The 23,368-nt window shown below is 51.5% G+C and carries 15 protein-coding genes and 1 pseudogene; 1 reads left to right on the forward strand and 15 read right to left on the reverse strand.

Going from position 1 to position 23,368, the window contains the following annotated elements:
• The first annotated feature begins 14 nt into the window (after positions 1-14).
• On the forward strand, positions 15-908 hold the full coding sequence (locus LBW89_RS00100) for an AraC family transcriptional regulator (protein WP_225038124.1): 894 nt from the start codon (positions 15-17) through the stop codon (positions 906-908).
• 46 nt (positions 909-954) lie between these two features.
• On the opposite strand, the pseudogene LBW89_RS00105 reads toward LBW89_RS00100, so the two are convergent.
• The 15 genes and pseudogenes from LBW89_RS00105 to LBW89_RS00175 form a co-directional block, all read right to left on the reverse strand.
• Positions 955-2,220, reverse strand: a pseudogene (locus tag LBW89_RS00105) (glucuronoxylanase).
• 25 nt (positions 2,221-2,245) lie between these two features.
• Positions 2,246-3,952: an RICIN domain-containing protein gene (locus LBW89_RS00110; RefSeq protein ID WP_225038125.1), complete on the reverse strand. Its 1,707-nt coding sequence runs from the start codon at positions 3,950-3,952 to the stop codon at positions 2,246-2,248.
• A 22-nt stretch (positions 3,953-3,974) separates the two neighbouring features.
• A complete protein-coding gene (locus LBW89_RS00115; RefSeq protein ID WP_225038126.1) occupies positions 3,975-5,504 on the reverse strand; it encodes a glycoside hydrolase 43 family protein in 1,530 nt (509 codons plus the stop codon).
• Between the two features lie 57 nt (positions 5,505-5,561).
• Positions 5,562-6,869, reverse strand: coding sequence for an endo-1,4-beta-xylanase (locus LBW89_RS00120; RefSeq protein ID WP_225038127.1), 1,308 nt, complete (start codon positions 6,867-6,869; stop codon positions 5,562-5,564).
• Between the two features lie 952 nt (positions 6,870-7,821).
• Positions 7,822-9,495 carry a glycoside hydrolase family 43 protein gene (locus LBW89_RS00125; protein WP_225038128.1) on the reverse strand — a complete coding sequence of 558 codons (1,674 nt, stop codon included), beginning with the start codon at positions 9,493-9,495 and terminating at the stop codon, positions 7,822-7,824.
• 157 nt (positions 9,496-9,652) lie between these two features.
• Entirely contained in the window at positions 9,653-11,287 is a 1,635-nt protein-coding gene (locus LBW89_RS00130; RefSeq protein WP_225038129.1) for a helix-turn-helix domain-containing protein, read from the reverse strand.
• A complete protein-coding gene (locus LBW89_RS00135; protein ID WP_225038130.1) occupies positions 11,280-13,031 on the reverse strand; it encodes a sensor histidine kinase in 1,752 nt (583 codons plus the stop codon). Before LBW89_RS00135 ends, LBW89_RS00130 begins: the two co-directional genes overlap by 8 nt.
• Before the next feature lie 87 nt (positions 13,032-13,118).
• Positions 13,119-14,804 (reverse strand): extracellular solute-binding protein, encoded by a 1,686-nt coding sequence (locus LBW89_RS00140; protein ID WP_225038131.1) that lies wholly within the window; start codon positions 14,802-14,804, stop codon positions 13,119-13,121.
• A 164-nt stretch (positions 14,805-14,968) separates the two neighbouring features.
• A complete protein-coding gene (locus LBW89_RS00145) occupies positions 14,969-15,913 on the reverse strand; it encodes a carbohydrate ABC transporter permease (protein ID WP_225038132.1) in 945 nt (314 codons plus the stop codon).
• 15 nt (positions 15,914-15,928) lie between these two features.
• Positions 15,929-16,846: a carbohydrate ABC transporter permease gene (locus LBW89_RS00150; protein WP_225038133.1), complete on the reverse strand. Its 918-nt coding sequence runs from the start codon at positions 16,844-16,846 to the stop codon at positions 15,929-15,931.
• Positions 16,843-19,401, reverse strand: a complete 2,559-nt coding sequence (locus tag LBW89_RS00155) for a DUF5696 domain-containing protein (RefSeq protein WP_225038134.1) — start codon at positions 19,399-19,401, stop codon at positions 16,843-16,845. The genes LBW89_RS00150 and LBW89_RS00155 overlap by 4 nt, the downstream gene beginning before the upstream one ends.
• A gap of 12 nt (positions 19,402-19,413) precedes the next feature.
• Complete coding sequence (locus LBW89_RS00160; protein WP_225038135.1) at positions 19,414-20,040, reverse strand: Yip1 family protein; 627 nt, start codon at positions 20,038-20,040, stop codon at positions 19,414-19,416.
• Complete coding sequence (locus tag LBW89_RS00165) at positions 20,037-21,497, reverse strand: hypothetical protein (RefSeq protein ID WP_225038136.1); 1,461 nt, start codon at positions 21,495-21,497, stop codon at positions 20,037-20,039. The genes LBW89_RS00160 and LBW89_RS00165 overlap by 4 nt, the downstream gene beginning before the upstream one ends.
• An 18-nt stretch (positions 21,498-21,515) precedes the next feature.
• Complete coding sequence (locus tag LBW89_RS00170; protein ID WP_225038137.1) at positions 21,516-22,391, reverse strand: carbohydrate ABC transporter permease; 876 nt, start codon at positions 22,389-22,391, stop codon at positions 21,516-21,518.
• Between the two features lie 2 nt (positions 22,392-22,393).
• Positions 22,394-23,353, reverse strand: a complete 960-nt coding sequence (locus tag LBW89_RS00175) for a carbohydrate ABC transporter permease (RefSeq protein WP_225038138.1) — start codon at positions 23,351-23,353, stop codon at positions 22,394-22,396.
• Between the last annotated feature and the right edge of the window lie 15 nt (positions 23,354-23,368).

Below are 23,368 nucleotides of genomic sequence, written 5' to 3' on the forward strand. Positions count from 1 at the left end.
TGTGGGAGGGCATTATGTTTGAACATCGTTACCGGGAGGACAAGCTGCACGGTGTTCCCGAATTCCCGCTGGATATTTACAAGGTGGAGCACCCGGCCGACGCCTATTCCATCCTTCCCGTCCATTGGCATAGCGAAATGGAAATCATTTATCTGGCTGAAGGAAAGGCCGAATTCCGCATCGAAGACCGGAGGTTTGCCGTTTCGGCGGGAGAAGCGCTGATCGTTCATCCGGGAGAGCTGCATTCGGGAATTAACGATCAGGGTGTAGTGATTTGCTATTACTCCATCGTATTCAAATTATCCTGGTTGTCTTCATTCCAAGCGGATCGAATCGAGGAGCTGTTCCTGGGTCCGATTTTACTGGAAAAAGTGAGGCTCCCCGCCTTGTTATCCACATCGGTGGGGACGCCTCCCGTACTGCTGGACCATGTCCGGCAGCTTCTGATTCGCTATAAGCAGCGCTCACCTGGCTATGAGATGAGTATAAAAGGCCTGTTGTTCCTGCTGATTGCGGATATTTGCCAATACGGACTGATAAAGAGAAATGAAGACCAGGGAAAACGCCCCGCACGCGAGGCGAACCAGCAGATAAAGAAACTGCTCGCTTATATGGAAGAACACGCCCGGGACAAGCTGGATTTGGATCAATTGGCGGCCGTGGTGTCCCTCAGCCGCTCCCATTTTTGCAAGTTCTTCAAAACGCAAACCGGGATGCGGCCGATGGAATACTTGAATTTCATTCGAATCAATCAAGCCGCCAACCTGCTGCGCACCGGATCGTACAATGTTTTGGAAGCCGCGCTGGAGTCCGGATATCAGCATGCCAGCTACTTTTCCAAGTGGTTTAAGTTCTATATGAACATGACGCCGTCCGAATACAAGGCCTACTATTCTACCGGTCTTTAACGGTTTGAATCCCTTACCTTCCTAGGCCCCTTGCGTTACCCGAAGCTTAGCCAAGATCAGCGACAAAGGTGGTCACGCTTTGAGCCGGGAGATGAGCCCAGAAATTTCCACCCGTCATCGTAAGCTCCGTTCCCGGCTGAAGATTGCTGCTGCCGCTAGTGATCCATCTGGAGATTTTCGAAACCGATGCATTGGGCAGGACAAAGTTCTGATTTACCCCGGCGTTATTTTTGTTGACGGCAACGATAACAAGCTTCTTATTACCTTTATAGGCGGATACATAAACGTTCGTTTCCGGATTTTTCGTCGCTTCAACTCGGACATACCCGGGACGGACGAATTTGGAGAAATGCGCCATAGCGTAACCGCGTTTGCTGATCGTGCCGTCCTCTTTCATCGGTCCGTACGATCTGCGGATATACCACCAGACGTAAGCTTGAAAATCTCCCTCTACCATCGCATTGTGGATATGGTAGGACACATCCAGGGCTTCGGGCCAACGATCCGCCGAGTTGTTGTCGCTGTTCGGATAGTATACCTCCGTCATCCAGAGATCTTTGCCCGCTCCTTTTTGTTTGAACAAAGGATAAGCGAAATTGCTGACCTGGGTCCCGTACAGATGAGCGCCAAGAATATCCATATTGGCTAGCGCCTGCGGATCGTTTAGTATCGGGTCCGACATATTTTTCAGATACTAGAACGATTCCGGCGCGATCACTCTCGTATTAATCGATCCGGCATTTTCTTTCATGAAACGAAGCATTTCCTGCGGCGTCCACCACGTCCAGTCATGGGCATAATCGGGCTCGTTCTGGACGGAAATCGCATACAGATTCACGCCGTTGTTTCTCATATACGTCACGAAGTCGTTAAGATGCTGGGCATACGCGGCATACTTGTCATAACGGAGCCGCTTTGCCGACGGATCGCCGTTTCGGTTGAAGGTCTCGACCATGTCGGCGGGCGGATTCCATGGCGATGCGAATACGATCCCACCAAGGGCAATGGCTCGTTTGGCCGTTTCCACTTCCCGGTACCATTGATTTCGGTCTTCGTGTACATAGATTCTCAAAATCGAGAAACCCAGCTGATTATTTCCGTTCCCGAAGGCGGTTTCTCTTTGTGCCGCCGTCAAATCCCCGATCCAGACCGGATGGTTGATCCCCCCGAAACCACGAATCACTTGTTTTTCCGCCGAAATATTTACGATGGCGTCGCTGGCTGCGGCAATTTTTCCAGGTGCCCCCAGGATGGACAATGCCATGACAAGGGCCAAACATGCGTATATGGATTTCTTAAACCGTAAATTCATGAGACTGCTCCTCCTTGAATTTTCGTCAATTCACAAGGATCAACTGCCATTGCTGATGCAAATCCCCGCGATAAGGGTTCTGCTGGAGCTTCGCCCCGTCGGCGGACGACCCCCCCGCCACTTCGACGGCTTTATTGCTGTTCGCGTTAAGGATGCTCCAATATCCGTTGCTGAGCTTGATCAGGCGGAATCGCTGCGCCGAATTCCCGTAATCCTCCATGAGCTGTACCGCTTCCCCGTTGTTTTTCGAACCGTTTCTAACATCCATCACCTTGCCGTCGCTCGAGCTGACGCTGCGAAGCCGGTACAGATTGTTGTATGCTCCCATATCATCGGCAACCCATCGCTGCGCCGTAGCGTTATTGTCTGGCCATTGCTGCAACTGCAGTGAATTACTGTTTTGACCGCCGGGGACGTCGATCACCTTGCCTGAGGCGCGATTCACGATTTTATAGGTTTCCCCCGACGTAATCCCGTTCCACATCCCGTTCCACGGATGAAGCTGTGCTCGTTCATAGTACCATTCGAAGATAAAGCGGGCCATGCCGTCCCGTGCCGGATCGCCGTCGTAGAGCAGCCCTGCCGTCGGATCGGCAAACGTGCTTCTTGCCCCCGGCTGAAGGAGAAAACCGTTCATGTGGACCGCGATGCTGACGTTTCCGGCTGCCGTAAATATGGCTTTGGTGTTTTTGCCGAAACCTTCGCTCGATCCGTTGAACAGTTCCCAGTACTCCGAGTCACCCGGCAGCCGTTTAAACCAGGTCGTTTCCGTAATATTGATCGGATAGTTGTCTGCGCAAGGCTTGATGTTGGTATCCCATTGCTGCTGAAGTATCGAAGCGTTATCCTTTGCTCCGTAGCCCGGGTACCAATGGACAGCGTATCCGATGTTGTTCAGCGGATCGGTTAACGGACGGGTGGCGCATAGCTGATAATATTGATCCCATCCTAGGCCGGCGGCCCATATCACGTTATCCGCCCCTTGACTGCGGATCGTGGAAATGATGGAATTTTGAAAATGGCGCAGCGAGTCCCAAAACGCCGGGAAATCAGGATCGGAAGGGTTGCCTCCCCAACGTCCGTTCGCATAGGACAGAACCGGTTCATTGATGATCTCGAACATAACGTTGTCCGCGCTTTTGATCGCCGGTTGCGAGGCAAGATATCCCCAGATTTGATTGAATTTCTCGAGATTGGCCTGCGTCGTGGCCCGATTATCCTGGAGTGTGAAGTCGAGGCCTAGCGTAACGTAGATTCCTTTGGTCTTGGCATACTGGATATAAGGCACTACGACATTCTTCGTAAAGGACTGCAAGCCCGCAAAATTATACGTTCCGGCCGCCACGTCGCCCATGTCTTCGCGGTCGATAAAGAGCCTAACCTGGTTCATATACCAGCCGTGATTGTTACCGTACTTCGGAGAGGGATCGGAGAATGTGTCGGTAATATCCTTTAAATACTCCAAAATGGCAGCATGACGATTCCCCCCATTCCGGTTCAGGTAGTAATTGCTTCCCTGATAAGTCCAGTACGAGCCACCGGGCTGGTGCCATCCGCTCAGGACAACGGGCTGCCCCTCGCTGTTTACCAGTTGGTTGCCGCTGACGTGAAGCTTGGACATCGGCATGCCCGACCATGCATCGGCCGCGCCATGATGGAGTCCCTGCGTTGCCGGCAACAGGAGCAGCACCGCCAATAACAGCTTGAGCGTCCATCCGGTTCTTTTCATCATCGATCAACTCCTCTCATTTTGGTTACGTCACTGATCGCTCGGCTTTTTCGTAACGGAAAAAATCGAAGTCGGCATGACCGCCGATTTGCCTGGACGCATAATAATAAAGCCCGATGCGATAACCCATAAAGTGATCCAAGGTATAGCGCATGCGCAGCTCCCCTCCGATCGGCAACCATTCCGTCCCGTCGACGGAATAATAAAAGATAGCCACATCTTTGCTGTTCTCAAAATCAAAGTCGATCTTCAAATATACATTCCTGCCGCGAAAAGAAACCCTTTCCAGCTCCATTTCTTCGCCATTTCCATCGTTCACACTCATCGAGATGAACTTGTCGCCGTTCTCCGCAACTTTAACGCCGACGGTGCCGAATTGGCTTTGCAGGGCAACAAGCCCCGCATGATCGCCGGGATTCATCCGCCCCGTGTCCAATAAGACACTCCCCGAGCATGCCGGCCCTTCCGTACGCTGTGTCAGCGTATTTCGCGCCTGAAGCACGCCTGAAGCCAAGCTGCCCGTCGTCAGTCTTAGGAAACCGGGGCGTTTGGTCACCGACCATAGCCGATGATCCGGGTTGTGGTTCCACTGCCAATTCAAAGCCAGCTTATCCGATGCATATTCGAATTCATCGCTGATCACGAGCGGCTTCGCCTCGGCTTGCGGCAAGTCGACTTCAAACCGTTCCGGCACCTTGCCTTCCATGCCGAACACGGGCCAATCCTCCTCCCAAACCACCGGCACCAAGCACGGGATTCTCCCGACGGCATCATGATCCTGGAACAGCATCGCGTACCACTTGCCATCCGGCGTATCGAACAGTCCACCTTGGGCGATTCCCTTGTTGCGGTAGCCGAGATCGTCGTCCAATACGATTCTTCGTTCATAAGGGCCGAGCAGTTCCCGTGACCGGTAACAGATTTGTCTGCGCCGGCCGTTACCGACGCCGGGCTTCGGCCATTCGATGAACAGCAGATAATAGTAACCGTTGATTCGATAGGCATGGCAGCCTTCACAGCGCAGACCGATGCCTTCCGCTTCCGTTTCGAACAGCCGCTGGTTGATTCCGTTCGGCTTAAGGGCCGTGGCTTCCCCGGTCAACTCGGTGATGTAAATATCCCCGTTGCCGTAGATCACGAACGCGCGGTCATCATCGAAGAGCAGGCCCGGATCATGCCGAAGTCCGTCGATGACGGAACGCTGCCACGGCCCCTGCACGATATTGTCCGTACGGTACACGTAAAATTTCCTGGTATCGTTGCTGGAGAAGCAAACGTAGAATTTCCCCCGATGATGACGAAGGCTGGCCGCCCAAGCGCCTTGCCCGTATATATTTTTGCCGCCTTCCAGGCGATGGGCCTCGTTGTCTTCGAGCGTATCGTATACGTAACTAACGATTTCCCAATGCATCAAATCCTCGGACCTCATGATCGGGCAGCCCGGCATCGAATGCATGCTCGTACTGACCATGTAGTAGGCGTCCCCTACACGGATGACATCCACATCCGGCACATCCGCCCAAATGATCGGGTTCGTAATCTGCGTCTTGTTCATCTGATGAATTCTCCTTTCAATCCATGGCGACAGATAGAAATATCCGGATACGCCCGTTTATAACTCAGCCTTCGCCGCCTCCACAACGGCCCAGAACGCCGGTTTGGGCTGATGCTGTTGATCGAACAGCATAGGCGCATTGGTGCGTGCGACCGGAAAACCATGAAGCCAGGTGTGATCGTCGGCGATGCCCCAAAAGATAACCCCGCCAAGAATGTCTTTGTTTCGACGGAAAGCCTTAAACAGCTCGCCGTACCGATCGGCTTGCAGGCTCAGGATTTCTTGCGGGGGCACTTGGCCGTAGTCGCTGCGATCGTTCCAGGCATAAATGCTCATATCGAGCTCGGTGACGAGATTGTCGAGGCCGAGGTCCGCGAATTTCCGCATCGAGGCGATGATGGAATCCACCGATGGACCATAGATGTCAATATGCGTCTGATGTCCGACCCCGTCGATCGGAACACCTTGTTCCAGCAATTCTTTCACTAGCAAAAACAAACGGTCTCTTTTCACGGGGTTATCCGTACCGTAATCGTTAATATAAAGTTTCGCTTCGGGTCCCCCGGCTTCCCGGGCGGCTCGAAATGCCGTTGCGATGTAATCGGTACCGGCTATTTTATACCATTCGCTAGCGCGCATCCCGTCCGGATCCCCCGGTTCAATGACTTCATTCACCACGTCCCAAGACGTAATCTCGTCCTTATATCGGCCGACGATCGTCCTGACGTGGGTATCCAGGCGTTCCAGCAGCAATTTTTTGTTCGCCTCGCGACGCTTGGGGTCCGTCTCATTCACCATCGGCTTGCCTTCCGCATCTCGGAAGAACCACGCACCAGTTTGATTATGCCAAACCAGCGTATGGAAACGAACCCGCATGTTGTTCTCCTTGGCAAATTCTACGATTCGATCCGCATTCGTCCACTGAAATTGGCCCTCCGTTGGCTGCATCGCCTCCGGCTTCATGGCGTTCTCCGCCACCAGCCAGCGGACATGCTTCTTCAGCAATTCCGCCGATGGGCTGTTGATCTGATTCGGTTCAACCGCCGCGCCGATCGGAAAGTCCTCCTCAAAGAGCATATGAAGCGAGGGAATATCCCGCCTTCCGGACGTCTGTGCCCGCGGCTCAGTTGGTGCGAATTTGTTAATCAGGGCTGGAGATTCGGATTTCGACTTCCCGTTCGTCGCTTCAGAGTTCCCCCTTAGCTCCACGACTCCCACCTCCTGTATATTTGGCTTCTGACTTCCAGCAACCTGCTTGTCACGACTGCCCATATAGGACACGATCAAAAGCAGGACAAAGGACACTACCGCCGCTGCTGCCACTGCCGTTGCCGCCCATCGGCCCCCCTTCGGCATACGAAGCAAAGCATGACCTCCTTTCCACTTCGAGCAAAAGATGAGGGGTCCGGTATGGCACCGGCCCGAATGATTACAACTCTATATTAGCGCTTACATTATTTTGGAACAACCTGTCAAATTTAGGGTATTTCACCTGTCCGATCTCAGGTTGCCAAAGTTAAAAAATGGAGAATGTATTCCCTCGCTTACAGACAACCAAATCATATGAGGCCCGCGGTGATCAAAGTGCCTAGTGCCCCATCAGCCATCGTAGTGGGAGTTCTAAAACTCTTCGCCATGGCGTAGCGTGCTTAATTTTGCATGCCCAACCACAATTTCTCTAAGCGCTCGCTGCCGCTACAATAGCGGCCATTTGGGCCGTTATTCCGGCCTAATTTGCCTTTACCGAGAAAATAGCGGGCCAAAAAGGCACTAGCATTGCATTAACTCGAGGGATCTAATGGCCGTAACCGCCTCCCTTTGAAACCGGGCAGGTGGATAGCGCCTTTTACGGCGCTATTTTGTCGAATCCGGCCCTTTGGTGTGAAATAGAGGTCATTTAGGGCCTTATTTTGAAAAAAATCGGGCCAAAACCTGATTTCTGTACTCGCACCAGAGAAATAAGGCCCTTTTTAGCCGCTATTTTTCCCGAAAAAGCATATCTGGGCGAAATAGCAGCCCAAAATGCCGCTATCATAATGTGCGGTAAGTGAGATTGCGGGGTGGGCAGCACCATGTCAGGTTTAATGCAACGCTAGTGCCAAAAAGGCCTTATTTCCTGCAACGGTGTGGGGCCAAATAATCACGATTTGACCCGCTTTTTCCTAAAATAGAGCCTTAAAAAGTCGTTATTTCCCAGAGCTAAGCCAAATTTGCAGAGTTAAGCCAAATTTGACAAAATCAGGCGTAAAAAGGCTCTTATCACAATTCACCAACCTGGCTTTCAAAGGGAAACCGGGCTCCGCCGAGTAGGAAGCAATCACCGATAAAATTGCCATGCTTCGAAATCAAATAGCTTCTGATCCCGCTCCCCGGTAAACACGAAGTAGAGATGACGTATGCCGGATGCGCCCGAAACCTCAATGGAAATTTCCATACGTTGTTTCGCAGCAGATGCAGGCGGTACGTTCACTGTGCCTATCCGTTCTCCATCCGGACAATCCAGTCGAAGCTCCAATCGCCCTCCCCCTTCTATTCCCGAGACCCAAGCCGTAAACACGGATGCTCCTTTTCCGAGATCAGCATTGGCCACTGCGATCCAATCCCGGTCGTGGATGTCCGTGACCGCCAGGGTTGGACTGCCCTGCGCGTCTTCAACAACAGAAGACGGATTGACTTGAATTCCGGCATTCCATGCCATCGTCACCGCCTCCGTACGTTGGAAAGGATTGAACGGCTGGGTCCCTTTCACGCCTTCCATGTCTGCGGCAATCTCCCTGAGGGTACCGTCCGGCTCGAAATGAACGCGGTTCAGATGGGTTGACCGATAGCCTTTGGGAACCCCCATGGACTTCGCCAACGTTTGGGCATGATAGGCAATATACCAGTTTTGTTGGAACTGAAAGATGGCATGATGGTTATTCCCTCCGACTCCGAAGAAGTGCCCCGGGTTTTTCAAAATAGTTCCTTGATACGTCCAGGGGCCCATCGGATGCTCGCTGACCATATAAGCGATCTCGCCGGGTGGGGGACTGTTCTCCGGCCGCATTCCTTCCGAAAAGTTGGAGCAGTAGGTATAATAGTACCTTCCGTTAAATTTGTTAATGCCGGAATCCTCGAACATATAGGGAGCCGGAATCGTGACAGCTTCGCCGATCACGCTGACCATATCGTCGCCAAGCCGCATGACGCGGGCCGTATCCGGCATTTCGGCTTTGCCTTCCGGAATGCCGCCGCCAAAATAGATATAAGCTTTGCCGTCGTCGTCAACGAGTACGGCGGGATCAAATAGCCATGCGACGCCTTTCACGCCCGGCGTGTTCCTTGTGATCAGCGGCTTTCCTATGGGATCCGTCCATGGGCCAACGGGGCTGTCGCTCGTCAGCACGCCGATGCCGCTGGCGTTGTTGGCAAAATACAGGAAGAAGCGGTCCTCCCCGTCAATCACCTTGTGCGCTACGGCCGGGGCCCATGATTGGGTTGCCCATGCGGCAGCGCCGGTCGGTCCTGCGACCTGGATGGCGCCGTGATCGGTCCAGTTGATCAGATCCGCGGAAGAGATGACGGACAGCCTGTTGATCGTGCCGTAGCTGTTGTCCTTGACATTCCCGTCACCGTCATACTCCAATGCGTCGTATGTGTTATAAAGATAAACACGTCCGTCCACTGCCAGCACATAGGGATCCGCGCCGAATTTATGGGAGACGACCGGATTCCCGTTCGGAGGGATCTTGCCGATGGCGGCCGCATACGCCTCGCCGCGGGTGCTGTCCGCATCCCGGCTCGCATCATAATCGCCGCTTCCCTGAATCATCATTTCAGTTCCCGTTTTGCCCGCTTTGACTTTGATTTCATCGCTCATCTTGTCACTCAACTCCCGGTTTAACATTTTTGAATCGTCTTGGCCGCGATTCGCTAGGTTTGCCAAAACAAAGATTATGCTAACGAAAGCAAATAAAGTAGATATGACCAGTAACGGCTTTCCGGGCTCCATCCCTGAGCATGCCCTCCTCCATCGTTACTTGGTGACCTGTCATTCCTATAGCGGGTCAACGTTCCGGAACGCTCGTTAAAAAGTGTACCTTTTGCCAAGCAAGGCAACAACCCGACATTCCATACTGAAAACACCGGGCAAATGATGGCTTGCCGGGCTATTTTACGAGATTGTCCCGGTACTCCTGCGGCGTTAAACCCGTCGCTTTCTTGAAAAAGCGGGTGAAGGAATGGGCGGCATCGTATCCGACTAGAGGCGCCACGTCCCTTACTTTCAAATCCCCTTCCTTCAGCAGCTCCTTGGCTCTTCGTATTCGGCACTTTTCGATGTATTCGGATATGTTGATTCCCCGTTCTTGCTTGAACAAACGCGAGAGATAGGACGGATTGAAATAATAACGTTCGGCAAGATGCACGAGGGTTATGTCCTGATCCAGATGCTCCTCGATATATTGGCATACCCGATCAATGACATGCGCCGTTTTGCCTCGTTCATCCATTCGCTTGAAATCGAAGATGTCTTCGGCCGTTCGCCTCAAATACCGAAAAGCTTCTTTCATGGAATCATGACCTTCCAAGTCCAACAGCTTTCCCCATTCCATTCCACGTTCTCCGGTCGGACCCTGAAGCCCTAGCCGGGTCAGCTTCGCATACAGCAGAAGAGCAATAGAATAATAGGCTTGGGCAGCGTGCTGATGAAGGTCGTCTCCGTTCAACACGATTGCCGACAACCGCTCCAATTCATTCATGAATTCGTTCTCCCTTCCGGCCTCTAAATGCGATTCCAGGATAGCCGCCCTGTGACTCGTCTCCACTCCTTCCTTGCAGTGCGGCGATTTGGCGGAGTCGACTTGATCCTTCAGAATCATCGGAATCCCGTCCCCCAGCTTTAACTGCTGCAGCCTTCGCAGCCGTTCATATTGAGGTGTCACATCCTCCCACCGGCAAGGGAAACCGCTTATGGTGAACGATACGACAAGCCCCAAAGAATCCAGGCAGGCCTCCTGGATAAGTTCGAGCGTCCCTTCCAAATAAAGAACAAGACGATCACCGGATGGGTTCTCGGACCGCGGCTGAAGCATCCATAATAAATCCCCGTGTCTGTCCACGACGCCGATGCTGCGAACATGCTCCTCCATAAAAGAATCCCATATCAACCTTACCGATCGATGGTCATTTTTCTTTTCCGCATAGGCTTTGCCCGCTGAATAAGCAACGCGCCCAAGTGCCAGCAGTACAGGGAGTTTCGGATCCAGCCCGATGTTCAAGGTTCGGAAATCGTCATTCATCGCATCGTTATCCGCTCCAAGCACGCTGCTGTCCGCTACGAATTGCCGGAAGTATTCCCCCTGCTCCATCCATTCCAGCGCTTCGATCCGCATGCGGGAATGCTCCAACCATTCATTGATGCGGTTACCGCTCTCGATTTCATGGATAACTTCCTTCACGACCTCCATGACCTTATCGAAGCCTTCCGTCTTCAACAAATAGCGAACATTTGGCATCTGAATCGCTTGATAGGCGTAATCAAAATCACTGTAACCGGTCAGAAAGACAATTCTGCACCTTGGCCAAAGAGCCCGGATGCTCCCCGTCATTTCCAATCCGCTCATGCCGGGCATACGTATGTCCGTCAGAACGATGTCTATTCTCGTGCGCGACATCCAATTCAGCGCTTCCTTGCCGGAATATGCCCGGCAAACATCAAGCTTATCGGGCATCCATTGATGAAATACTTCGTACAAACTGTTCGTAATAATCTCTTCATCATCGACGACCAGCAGTCTATACATGTCCATTCCCCTCCGTCAGCCTGATTCGAATCTGGACCCGCAGTCCGTTCAACGGACTTCTTGACAGAACTAACCCGCTGCTTTCCCCATAGGTCAGGACAATTCGCCGATGAATGTTGATAAGGCCCGTCACTTCAGGGGATTCAGCGGATTCCGACGTCTGTTCAAGCCGCTTGTTGAGCGTTTCGATTTCGTTATTCGTCAGCCCGTTTCCATTTTCTTCAATCACGATGGAAGCTTCGTCTTCATCCAAATGAAACGTCACACGCAGCAAGCCTTCATCCTGCATTTTTTCGAGGCTGTGCTCATAAGCGTTTTCAATAATATGCTGGATGATCAGTCGCGGCACCTTGATCGTCTCCATTTCCTTCGGCAGATCGCCGAATTGAACGCGGATTCGCCTTGAAAATCTGAGCTTTTGAATCTCTGTATAAATACGGGAATGCCTCGTTTCTTCCAGCAATGGAACATTGTCTGCGCCATTGCGGGTAATGAACCTGAAATATTCTCCCAGCATGTTCGTGAACAACTCGATTTGCGTGACATCCCCCGTTTTGGCCAGGGAGCTCAAGATGAAGAAACTGTTATATAAAAAGTGGGGATTAATCTGGGATTGGAGCTGTTTCAGCTCCGCCCTTTGCATCATGAGCTTATGCCTGAAATCCTGATCAATCAAATGCTGAAGTTTGATGAGCATCTGATTGAATCGATCGTACAAATATCCGAACTCATCCTTTTGTCCGTGTCGAATTCGAAAATTAAACAAGCCATCTTCCATTTTTCTGAAGCTTTGGACAAGCAGGAGCAGCGGTTTATGAACCAGCCTGTATGTCGATACGGCATAGATGGCGATGGCTAAGAGCGTCGTTCCTGCAAACAGCCAGGCCCAGACATAGAATTTACTTAGCGGCCGCTTCACCGCCCCGGTGGGCAAGTAGGAAAACACGGATAAGTTCAATTTGTCGGAATACGCCTTATCGATCAGGTACCTGCCTGTGCCGATACTTAGAATCTGACGATTCGTATTTTGGATGGTCTGCATGGCCCCTCTCATTAAACGATCCGCCTCCTCGTGGCTGGCTAGAGCAAATCCGGACGGCTCGGAGACGATAAAAGCCCCGCTTTCCGGATATACGCTGATTTGCTTCAGGGATTCCTTTAGTTTGCTCGAATCCAGCTCGATCTGGACGATCAGGAGTGACTCTTCTCCTTTTCTAGCTCCGTATTTGGCCGCCACAAGCTGGAGAGTATCGTCGATCTGCAAGAGTCTCGGATTGCCGCGGTCCTTTCCCGCATAGCCGTGGTTATAACGTTCCGAGTCGAATGCATTCATCCCGGTCATGGCCGAAATCGTTTTATCCATGCCGCGGATATGAACGAATACGTCTTTTATATAGACGCTGCTGTTTTTGATGGATACCAGCCGCGGCAGCAAGTAATGGAGGCTTGCTTTTCTTTCGACCGTGCTCATCATCTCCCATGTCAGCGCCATTTTGTTCAGTTCCCCATCCTGCAAAATGTCGTATTGCTGAATTTCCAACCATTCGATTTCCCGGTTCAACCCGTCCAGGTAAGCCGACAGTTGCGCTTGCGAATTTTTGGATATTTCTTGGCTAGCGTATCGATAACTCCAGTTATACAGATAAATACCGAGAATGATGAGCGGAAGAATGACCAAGAGATAGGTAGCTATCAACCGGATAAAGATGGTATTACGAATGGAATTCACGGGTAACTTAAGCAATTCAACTCCTCCGATGCGTGTGAATATGCGTGATGATTAACCGCCTGCCGGCCTTTGAAGCCAATCGCGCTTGTGCGGCTCATGTTTTTACGGACGGCTTTTCTTGTCCGCATGCCATTGATTCACCTCGGCCGTAATATCCGCACCGCCAAGCCGATTCCATTCCTCGACAAACCGGTCGAATTGTTCTATGGGTTCGCCAAGTATGATATTAACGAAGTAATCATGCTGAAGATTGTCCAGCAAGGTTTGTCTTTCGATCATGGTTTCGGTCGGCGCGCCGGCAAAAGCATCGAACAACAATTGATTGTTTTTTTCGTAATGGTCCAGGATACTCATCGCACCGGAAGCCCCATAGATCTTTTCCCATCCCCAGCCGGATTCGCTGTCCTCTTCCCTATTTAAATACCGATCGATCCGGTCCTGTATAAATCCGGGCTCCCCTTGTAACTGTGACGTCGTATCCTCACGACGCGCTTCGACGATTTGCCGGTATGCCTTGAGGTTTTTATCAGCCGGGAAAGGAGTCACTGGAGACAATCCCCACACGGGCATAACATTGTTGTAGTAAGTCTCGTACTCGGCCGTTTTGCCCCAATTTTTTTCAAGATGCAGATTGAACATTTTAAGAATCGCCTCGGGGTAAGCGAAGTCCTTCCTTACGGCGTAAAAATAACTTGTGGTGAACTTAAGCGGGACCTTCGCCGCCTTCCCGGAGTCGGCAACAATGGGAAAAGCTTGCCACTCCGCATCCGGATCGCCGTTTCGGCTGGATTGAAGCAAGAACGATCCCCATTGCTCTCCATAGGCCATTCCGATCTTTCCATCGGCTATAAGCTGTTTTGCTTTGCTTCCGTTTTTAAAAATGAATTCACTCTCGATTTCATGGTTGCGATACATATCCTGAAGCGTTTTGAGCGCCTGTTTTACCTCGGGCTGAATGCCTCCGTATACGAGTTTGCCGCTCTCGTCTTCAAGCCATATGTTCGGGTAAGCTCCATATCCGGCCATGAATCCGGTTAAGCCCATGACGGGGTCCCACAAATACTGGGTAGCCGCGATTCCAAAAGTGTCCTGTTGACCATTCCCGTCGGGATCCCCGTCTGTAAACGCTTTCGAAATTTCCAAGACGTCATCGATCGTTTTCGGAGGCTGTAATCCCAGTCGGTCCAGCCAATCCGTTCGAAGCCACAAGAACATCGCCTTTTCGACAGAGGAATCGGTCTCCGGTATGCCCATCAGCTTGCCGTCGATCATGCCGGATTCCAGGGTGCCGCTTCCTTCTTGGCGATGAACTTGTTGTGTCAACGGTGAAGCATATTCCTTGTAAACCTTCGTCAGATCCTGAATCAGACCGGCATGGCTCAGTTGCCTCAGCTGTTGGGCATTCACCTTAACGATATCGGCGATGTCTCCTGAAGCCAGCATAATATCCAGCTTCTTGTGGTACTGTTCGCTTCTCACAGCCCATTTGTATTTGATTTGAATGCCCAGAACTTGTTCGTACAACCGGATCCAACGATTGTCCTCCAGCGTTTCATCGGGCAATACCTTCAGCATATCTTCCAAACCATCGTCGATTTCTCTTACAAACTCAACCTCGATCGGCGGATAAAATTCGCTTAATGACTTATCGCTGTATACGCCCTCCCCCTGTGCTTCCGGCTCCCGATGATGGACGATACCGCTGCTTTGGTGACAAGACGCCATTGTTGAACCTAACAGTAAAGTACTTAACACGACCTTGGACAAGTTCTTTACGATGATCCGCAACAGATAACACCCTTTCTATCGATTAATTGTATTATTATACTTTATCCACCAAGGCCCACAATAGCCATTTTTTTACTTCCCATCCCGTCATTTACTTGTTGGACGCATGCGCGCAAAAAACCGCCATCCCCCAGACACGGGGCGGCGGTCATCATCATGAAATGTCAACCTACGATGCCGGTACGCTCGATGCTCTCTACGAAATAACGTTGCACGAACAAATAGATGATAATTAAAGGGAGGATGGCCAGTAAAATCCCCGTATCCTGCACCATGCTCAAATAAAAGGGATCCGCCTTCGACGGATCTCCGCCGAGCATAATGGACAGGTTGTACGGCAGCGACGAGAGCTGCGTGGACATGACCTTGCTTGATGTCAGGTAAGTCGTCGTGTAGAAGCTGTCGTTCCACTGCCAGACGAAGGAGAACAACGCCGTGGTCAGGATGGCAGGGATTGCGTTTGGCATCATGATGCGGGTAAACGTAGTTCCTATGCCGGCGCCGTCAATATAGGCCGCTTCCTCTACTTCCTTCGGAATCCCGCGGAAAAATTGTCGGAAGATAAAGATATACAAACCGGCTTTGAGCGAATTGGCCGTCAGCGAAGTCAGGATGAACGGCCAATAGCTGTTCAACAAATTGACGGACTTGCCGGTGATCAGCGGTATCAGGCCCAACAGCGTAAAATCTTTCAGGTTTAAATAAATGGGAATAAGGATCGTCGTGGGCGGTACCAGGATCGTAAGGATGACGCAAGCAAACAAAAGCCCGCTTCCCTTGAACTTCAGCCGCGCAAAGCCGTAACCGGCCAGAGCACAGGAGGCTGCGGTCAGGAGAGTCGTCATTGCCGATAGCACGAAGGTGTTAAACAGCGTTGGCCAATAATCCATAATTCGGATAGCGTCCAAGAAATTACTCATCGTGAAATTTTCCGGAATCCAGACGACGACCGGTGAGTAGAGATCCTTCTTGTCTTTGAACGCCGTTGAAATCTTTTGCAGAATCGGATACAGAATGACGAAGGACAGTCCAAAAATCAAGGTGAACCGGATCAAGGACCAAAAGCCTCTTTTCCAATTCTCAAGCGACAACCACCGGGAAACCGACATTGCTTTCACCTTCTTCTATTCATGATAAAAGACCTTGCTGGACACAAAGTACGTACTGATCAACAGGATGAGGGAGATGGCGGCGAAATAAATCCAAGCCATGGCGGAACTCAGGCCGAAATCGAATTGAACGAAGCCCGTCGTTCGGATCAAGTCCGTCAGTTCATTTCGCGAGAACGAGTCGATAATCGTATAAATCATATTGACCAGGATCATCGGGCTAACCATCGGAAACGTGATTTTCCAGAAGGCCTCATACCCCGTGGCTCCCTCCATCTTGGACGCTTCATACAATTGCGGCGATATCGTCTGTATGGCGGCCAGGAAGATGAGGATCTGCACTCCGGATTGACTCACGATTTCATAGATCCGATCCACAGCTCCGGTCAAATAGTTTACGATCGTCTCGCTCACGCCGGCTTGAAGCATCAGCCGTTCAAGTTCAAAACTTCCCAATGCGTTGATCAGCCCGCCGGAACCGGCATTTTGCGCATTGACAGCCTGAACGAGGCTGCCGCTTTCCAGGGTCAGAATCACCCCGGAAGCAAGGATAACAGGCAGGAAGAAGATCGCTCTGGCAAAGGAACGACCTAGAAATTTTTGGTTCAGGACGACAGCCAGAAACAAGCTGAAAATAACGATGAGGGGTACATTCACCACCATATCGACAATTGCCTCGGTCAGCAATCGGTTAAAACTGGTGTTGACCGTAAATGCCGCTACGTAATTGGATAACCCCTTGAGCGAAATGCTGATTCCTTGGGAATTCGCGGTTACCTCGCTGAAACTGTAGATCAGGGAAGACAGCAAAGGAATCAGGAAGAAAAAGATAAAGCCGACCAGCCAAGGCGTCACATAGGCGATGCCCCATAAAGCCTTCTGTTTCCCATAGTTTCTTGGCTTCGCCCCAAATCGCCGCGTTAAGGATTTCATGACGCTTCACCACCCGTATAATAGCTTTCGGCTTCAATCGTAACGTCGTCCACCGTCACCGGGACGCGGTTGTAATTGACGATAACGTAAGCGCCGCTTTCGTAAACCGTCTTGAACACGCGGTCGCTCAATTCCTCATGTCCGATGATGCGCTCGTGGCGAACCTTTTGCAGGAAGGCGTTCACTTCCCCGTAAATATCGACGGCTTGATCCATCCAGAACTCGTAATTCGCGGAGAACAGATCGTCATACTCCGTACCCTTCACTTTGTGATTGGGTTCATAGATCCATTCGAAGTACACCCCCGAACCGTACTCCAAGCACCGCAAAATATATCGGTTTGCGTCGGTGTAAGAGGTCAGGTTGTACGGCGCTCCGGTATAGTCGATACTCCCGCGCACGACCATTTGAAAGAACGGAATTTCCGCGTCTTCGATCTTAAAGCCGCTGCTTGACATAGGCGCATGGGTGATATCGCTTAAGAAAGGCAGCGCATAAGCGTTTCCGCCGTCAGCCATGACCTGAAGGTCGGCACCTGATATCTTGTTCAGCGCATCGAGAGACAACTGCTCGGACGCTGTACGGTCAATTTGGCGATTTTTGCGAAAATCGCTATCCAATTCGGCGGCCAAATCGGGGAGCGAAACGCCGAGCGCATCATATTTCCCGAAGTCCTTCAGAAAAGCTGCCGTGTAGTCGCCTATAAGCCGCGGGGATATGACATAGGACGGTGACCCGGTACGATCCCTCCGATTTAACGCGGGGTTCAAGGGATAAATCTCAGCGGGAACGCCTCGCAGCGTTCTGGCCGCCTCCTTCGCTTCGTTGAACCCGGAACCGGACAACGCGGTGAGGATGGCGACATCCGGATATAGCGATATCCCGTTCTTGTTAGTATAGGATACGAGCTGCCGAAGCCCCTTCTCTCCCCCGATCTTAGCGTCCACCGAAATGCCGGCCGGAACTTCGTGATCCAGCCCCTTGTTGAACCAGCCGCTATATTTCAATTTGATGTCGTGAACGCCTCGTTCCTTTAATTCCGTTAAGATACGCTCCGCCTGTTCAAACGTGGTCAGCGGTTCCAGCGCTTGATACGGAATTCCCGCAAAGTGCTTTTTCTTACTGATGCCGCCGACAAGCTGGAGATAAAAAGGTGTATTCTCCCCCTTCCTCTCGGCGATTTCGGGGAGGCCGCCATGTCGCTCCAAATAACTCCTGTAGTAGGCGGCGAGCCCTGGATAGGAAGCCGACTGCTTGCCCACGAACGCATATCGGACCGAAAAATCGCTTTGCATCGGCTCTTCCTGAAATTTTGGAATCGAGCGCTGCTGGCCGTTCGCATCCAAGCTTAAGTCGCCTTTGTTGATCACCGTGAACGTCGGGTAGACGTAGTTATAGCTGTTCAATCTGCCGCTGACGTCGGCTTGGATCGTCGCGACCGGGGCGCCTTCTTCGATGATGCCGAGAAATGCCCCGCCTTCACGGATAATGCCGAACACCGGCAGCCTGACTTCCTCGCCGCTTTCCGCCGATTCGATCCGGCTCAGGGCCCGGTCTGTCCCGTAAACCGGCTGCTGGTAGGGTGGATATCCGGTCTTGCCGTTATTAAAATGAATCAGCGCCCCCGATCCGTCCGGAACGAGAACCGAGCCCTTTTCTTCCGGTCCTCCGGCACCGAAGAAGCTCAGGAACGATATCGTGTTCACCGGATATTCAGCGGGAAAATCGATGCTGGAAGCCGGAATCTTGGCGAGCAGGCTGTCGCCGTCCAGCGTATATTCCATCGAAGCATGAAACACGCGCGGTTCCGGTTTGGTTTGATCCAGATGGTTTTCCTTGATATCGACCAGCAAATCTTCCTCGGTATATCCGGCAGCTTCAAAGGCTTTGAGCGCCCGTTCAAGCTGAAGGCCTTTGAGCGTACCGTCGGACCGGACATACACCCCCTGTTCGACATCTTCGGTGTACGCGATTTTTAGCGTTCGCTGGCCGGCGCTGTCCAGCTTGGTTAACAGGTTCTGTTCAAAGCGGGACTTGCTGATCTTCTGGGGCAGATCGTCGATCGTTTTCTTGTCCGAGCCGAACCGGTAGTTTACGCGAACGCCATTTGCGATTTCCTCCATGCCAATTTGCTTGTAGTTTACGCTATCGGCGTGCGAATTGACGGAATTTATCTGTCCGAAACTGTTATAAAAATCAAGCTTCAACTGAGAGGACAACAAGCTCTTGTTCACGCCTGTAGCCAGCGGATCCGACTCACGTCCCGGGGGGTTGCTGTGCCAAACTTCCCCGCTCGCCTTATGCACGACGGCGATCGCCCCCGTCTGATCGTCCGCCAGCAACTGAAGCAGATCGCTCTCGGCGATGCCTTTCATTCCTTTGACGCTCGGATTAACGAAAGATGACTTCAGGGCTGCTCCCGGACTAAAGGTTTCGGTGAGCCTGTTGCCTTCGCCGCCTGTCGCCTCTTCGGGTCCTTTAACCGTACAGCCGGTCATCATCAGCGCTGTCAGTACACTGGCAGCAAGCAGCACGGTTCTAGCGAAATTGCCCATCTTTCCTCCTCCTTAATTTCTCATGACCAATTCTTGATAGATGACGGAGATAAAGGCCACAATCTGTTGGACCAAGCTGAAAAACAGCAAACTGATAAAAGCCATGAATCCCATGGCGACCAGGGTCAGCATCATAATTCCGATCGTTTTGGACGGGGAAAACTGATGCACGGTCATATTGCCGACAAACAGCAGATAAACGAACCAGAGAACCGCAACGGAGTTGGAAAAATAATAGAAGGCGGTCTCTTGCAGCGAAACGAGATTGCTGAGCCATATCCATGGAAATTGAATGATCACGAGCGGAAGGAGCGCGAAGCAGGTCGAGGTAAAAATTTCGACGAACTTGCCTTCTCCGTCCATTAAGGTCGTAAGCGACCAATTGGCCACGCACCAGAACAACACCGGCACGATCACATATGCGATTTCCATAAGGCTGTTCATAGTCTCGGGATTGTACACATGGACTAGAAAACCGCTGTACTGGCTCCCCAAAATATTGGTAACGGCCACCAGAAACAATACGCAAAACGAAATGATTAACGCGAATTTCTGGTTGCGATCGTATTTCAGGTCCCAGTAGCCCTCAAAGGGATGAACCATGAGATTTAGGGGGAATCGAATCCAGTCCCTGCTCATGCGGAAGCCCCCTTTCTTCGTCCTTTCACCTTCCGAAGCCTTGTCGCGGCAAATATAGCGATTCCGACCAAGAACAGCATCGTCATGATCACCGGAAAATGTTCCCGCATGACTTCCTTGCGGTATAGCAGGAATGCCTTGGAATAGTTCTTCTGATCCAAACTGCGATTAAAATGCTTCATGGCGTCCTTATAATCGCCTTGACGAAGCAAGGCTTTTCCGATCCCCGCATAGGCGAATTCCAGATTGGCATTCATGGCGATCGTTCGATTAAACAACTTAAAAGCGGTTTCTTCCTCGCCGCGATAATAGCTTTTGACCGCTTCATTCAGCGTCCGTCCGTACTCGGTCGTTCGAAAGACGGTAATTTCGCCAAGCGCTTTATCCAGCACAAGAAAATCCTCGCCGATTCGATCGAGGGCGGCCGGTGTATGAAACTGACCCAATTGGTTCCCCAGCCCGCCGAATACGTACATCAGATGACCGTCCCCGTTGTAAGTGAACACCCGCCCTCGCTTGCTATCGAGAACGGAATAAATCTCGCTGTCGGTAACATCGATGTCGGTCAACTTGGAAGGACCTTCGCTGCTGATGTAAAGAATGTCGCCCTGCGGATCGGAATACCCTGTTCTTCTTAAAATATCGCTGCCCCGGGCGTTAAGCTTCTTAATGTTATCCCCCCACTGGTCCCCATTAGTGGCATAAATGAATCCTTCCGGGTCGATATCCAGATTCGTAAACTCCGTGGGCGTAAACACGACCATCTGGCTGCGCTGGGCCTTGGTCGAGATCTGCTTCCAGAAATATTCGACCGGGTCGATGTGAACACGATTTGCGCCGATGAAGGAAGTGAAATGGCCGTCGGCGTTAAATTCCATGAATCCGTCAAACACGCCGCCAGCCATAACGTAGATCCGCTTGGCTTGATCCATCACAACGCGCACAGGTTCAAATTTAAACGAATCCTTCAGCAATTCGGAGTCCGGAGAATCGATAATCTTAACCAATCGGAAATCGGAATCCAAATGTACCACCCTCTGATGGCCCGTATCCGCTACGAGCACATCTCCGTCATCGCTGACGAATATCCCTTGCGGATTAAGGAAACCGTCCGGCTGGCCTTCCCTCGTGAAGGATTCCACCGTGGATACCAGTTTGAATTCGTCGTCCAGCACAACAATCCGGTTGTTGCCGGAATCCAGCACATAAACGTAGTTAGCGCCGGTAACGTGCATATCGCTCGGTTCTTTGAACGGCTTCGTCCCCAAATCCGGGCCGGTTAACAACTCGGTCGCCATATAAGCGGCCGGCGCTGTCACGGCGTCGCCCCAATAGGAATAATTGTAGGAGTCCGTGGCGCCCTCGGCGCTGACGTTTCCCGTTCCTGCGACAACCCCCAATAAGCAGCAGAACAGAATCAGGAGAGGCGTTTTCAGTTGGCGCAAGCTGTTTATCAATCGGGTCAGGCCTCCTTTCTAGTCCTTCATCCCTGAAGTGGCCATCGTCTGCATGACGCTGCTCTGGGAGATGATAAAGAGTGTGATGGGAACGATCATCAAGAGCAAAGCAACGGCCGCGCCGACGCCGGCTCTTGCGATTCCTCCTTGCGTGATCTGCCCCAGCGCAAAATGCAAAGTCTTCAGATGCTCGCTGTATATAAAATTGCCGCCATCGCTGCCCCAAAGCGCCGGAAATTGCAAAATCATCAGCGTCAGCCAGGCAGGCTTCACGTTCGGCATCACGATGGACCAGTAGATCCGATACTCGCTGGCTCCGTCAATTTTGGCCGCTTCGAGCAGCGCGTCGGGAATTTGCTCCATAAACTGCTTCATCAGAAACAACCCGAGCGGAAAAGCCAACGAAGGCACGATGATGGAGGCATGCGTATTGATCCACCCCAGCCAGGACATGACCATATAATTGGGGATCGCCGTTACATGGGGCGAAAACATCAAGGCGAGCACCACGATGGAGAACAGCGCTCTTGACCCGGGAAACCGATATTTGGCCAGCGGATAGGCCGCTGCGGACGCGAGCAAGATATGTCCGGCCGTGCCAATGATGGTGATCAATAACGTATTTGCGAAGTAACGCGATAAGGGTACCCAGGAATTCCCCATTAACACCAGCAAATCCAGAAAATTATCCATCGTCGGATTGTTTACGAAAAACCGCGGAGGGAAAATGAACAATTCGTCCAGCGGTTTGAATGCGTTGTTCACTGCATAGATCAGGGGCAACGCCATAAAAGCTCCGAACAAGGCGAGCAGCGCAAACAGCAAAATGCTGACGGTCAAAGAGCGGTTCAGTGTTCTCGGGATCCGCAGCGTTCGGATGATTTTCGCAGTCAACGTCACTCACCTATCTTTCTCAACATTTTTTGCGTCAACTTGTTGGTCCCAACCATCAGCAGGAACAGGAACGTCGCAATGGCTGATGCGTAGCCGAGTTCGAAGCGGATCGTCCCGAAGTCCATCAGATGAGTAACGATCGTATGCGCCGCATAGTTCACGCTCGGAAACCCGGCGAGCGCGATGGAGATATCCGCAACCGCAAATGCGGTTGTGATCTGCATGACGGCCCCGAACATCAGTTGCGGCCTCATGGACGGCAGTGTAATATACCAAAGCTCCTGCCAACGATTTTTGATGCCGTCCATCGCTCCGGCTTCGATCAGCGACTTGTCGATCGTTTGCAAACCGGCGATAAACGCCAGGAAGCTGGTGCCCAGGCTGAGCCAAAGCTGTACGATAATGACGATCCATAAGATGTAGCCTTCATTCAGCAGCCATTGAATCGGTTCTAGGATAAAGCCGGCTTTCATAAGAAACCCGTTTAAATACCCGTAGCTGTCACCGGAAAAGAGGATCAGCCAAATAAAATAAACGTTTCCCGATATGGAAGGCGCATAAAAGACCAACGTCATGAACGCCCGCACTTTGGGCGACAGTTCATTGATGATCCATGCGAATACAAAGCAGGCGATATAACTGACAGGACCGGTAATGACCGCAAACATCAGGGTGTTTTTCAAGGCGATCATAAAGATATCGTCATTCAGAAACAGTCGAGAATAGTTTTGCCAGCCGACGAACCTCGGAAATTCCAGCATATTAAAGTAAAAGAAACTTAGGGCAAAGGAAAAAACCACCGGAATGACCGTAAACAGAAAGAAAATAATCATATACGGACTCATCAGCAAATAGTAGTGCTTGCTCCGTTTCAACTCATTCATGAAGGAGACAAAGCGGCTGTTTTTCTGCACATTCGCTTTGGGGTTCTTCACGGCTTGAATTCCCGGTTCTCCTTGCATCGCCTACCGCACCTC

The organism is Paenibacillus sp. alder61 (assembly GCF_020179875.1).
Taxonomy (GTDB): domain Bacteria; phylum Bacillota; class Bacilli; order Paenibacillales; family Paenibacillaceae; genus Fontibacillus; species Fontibacillus faecis.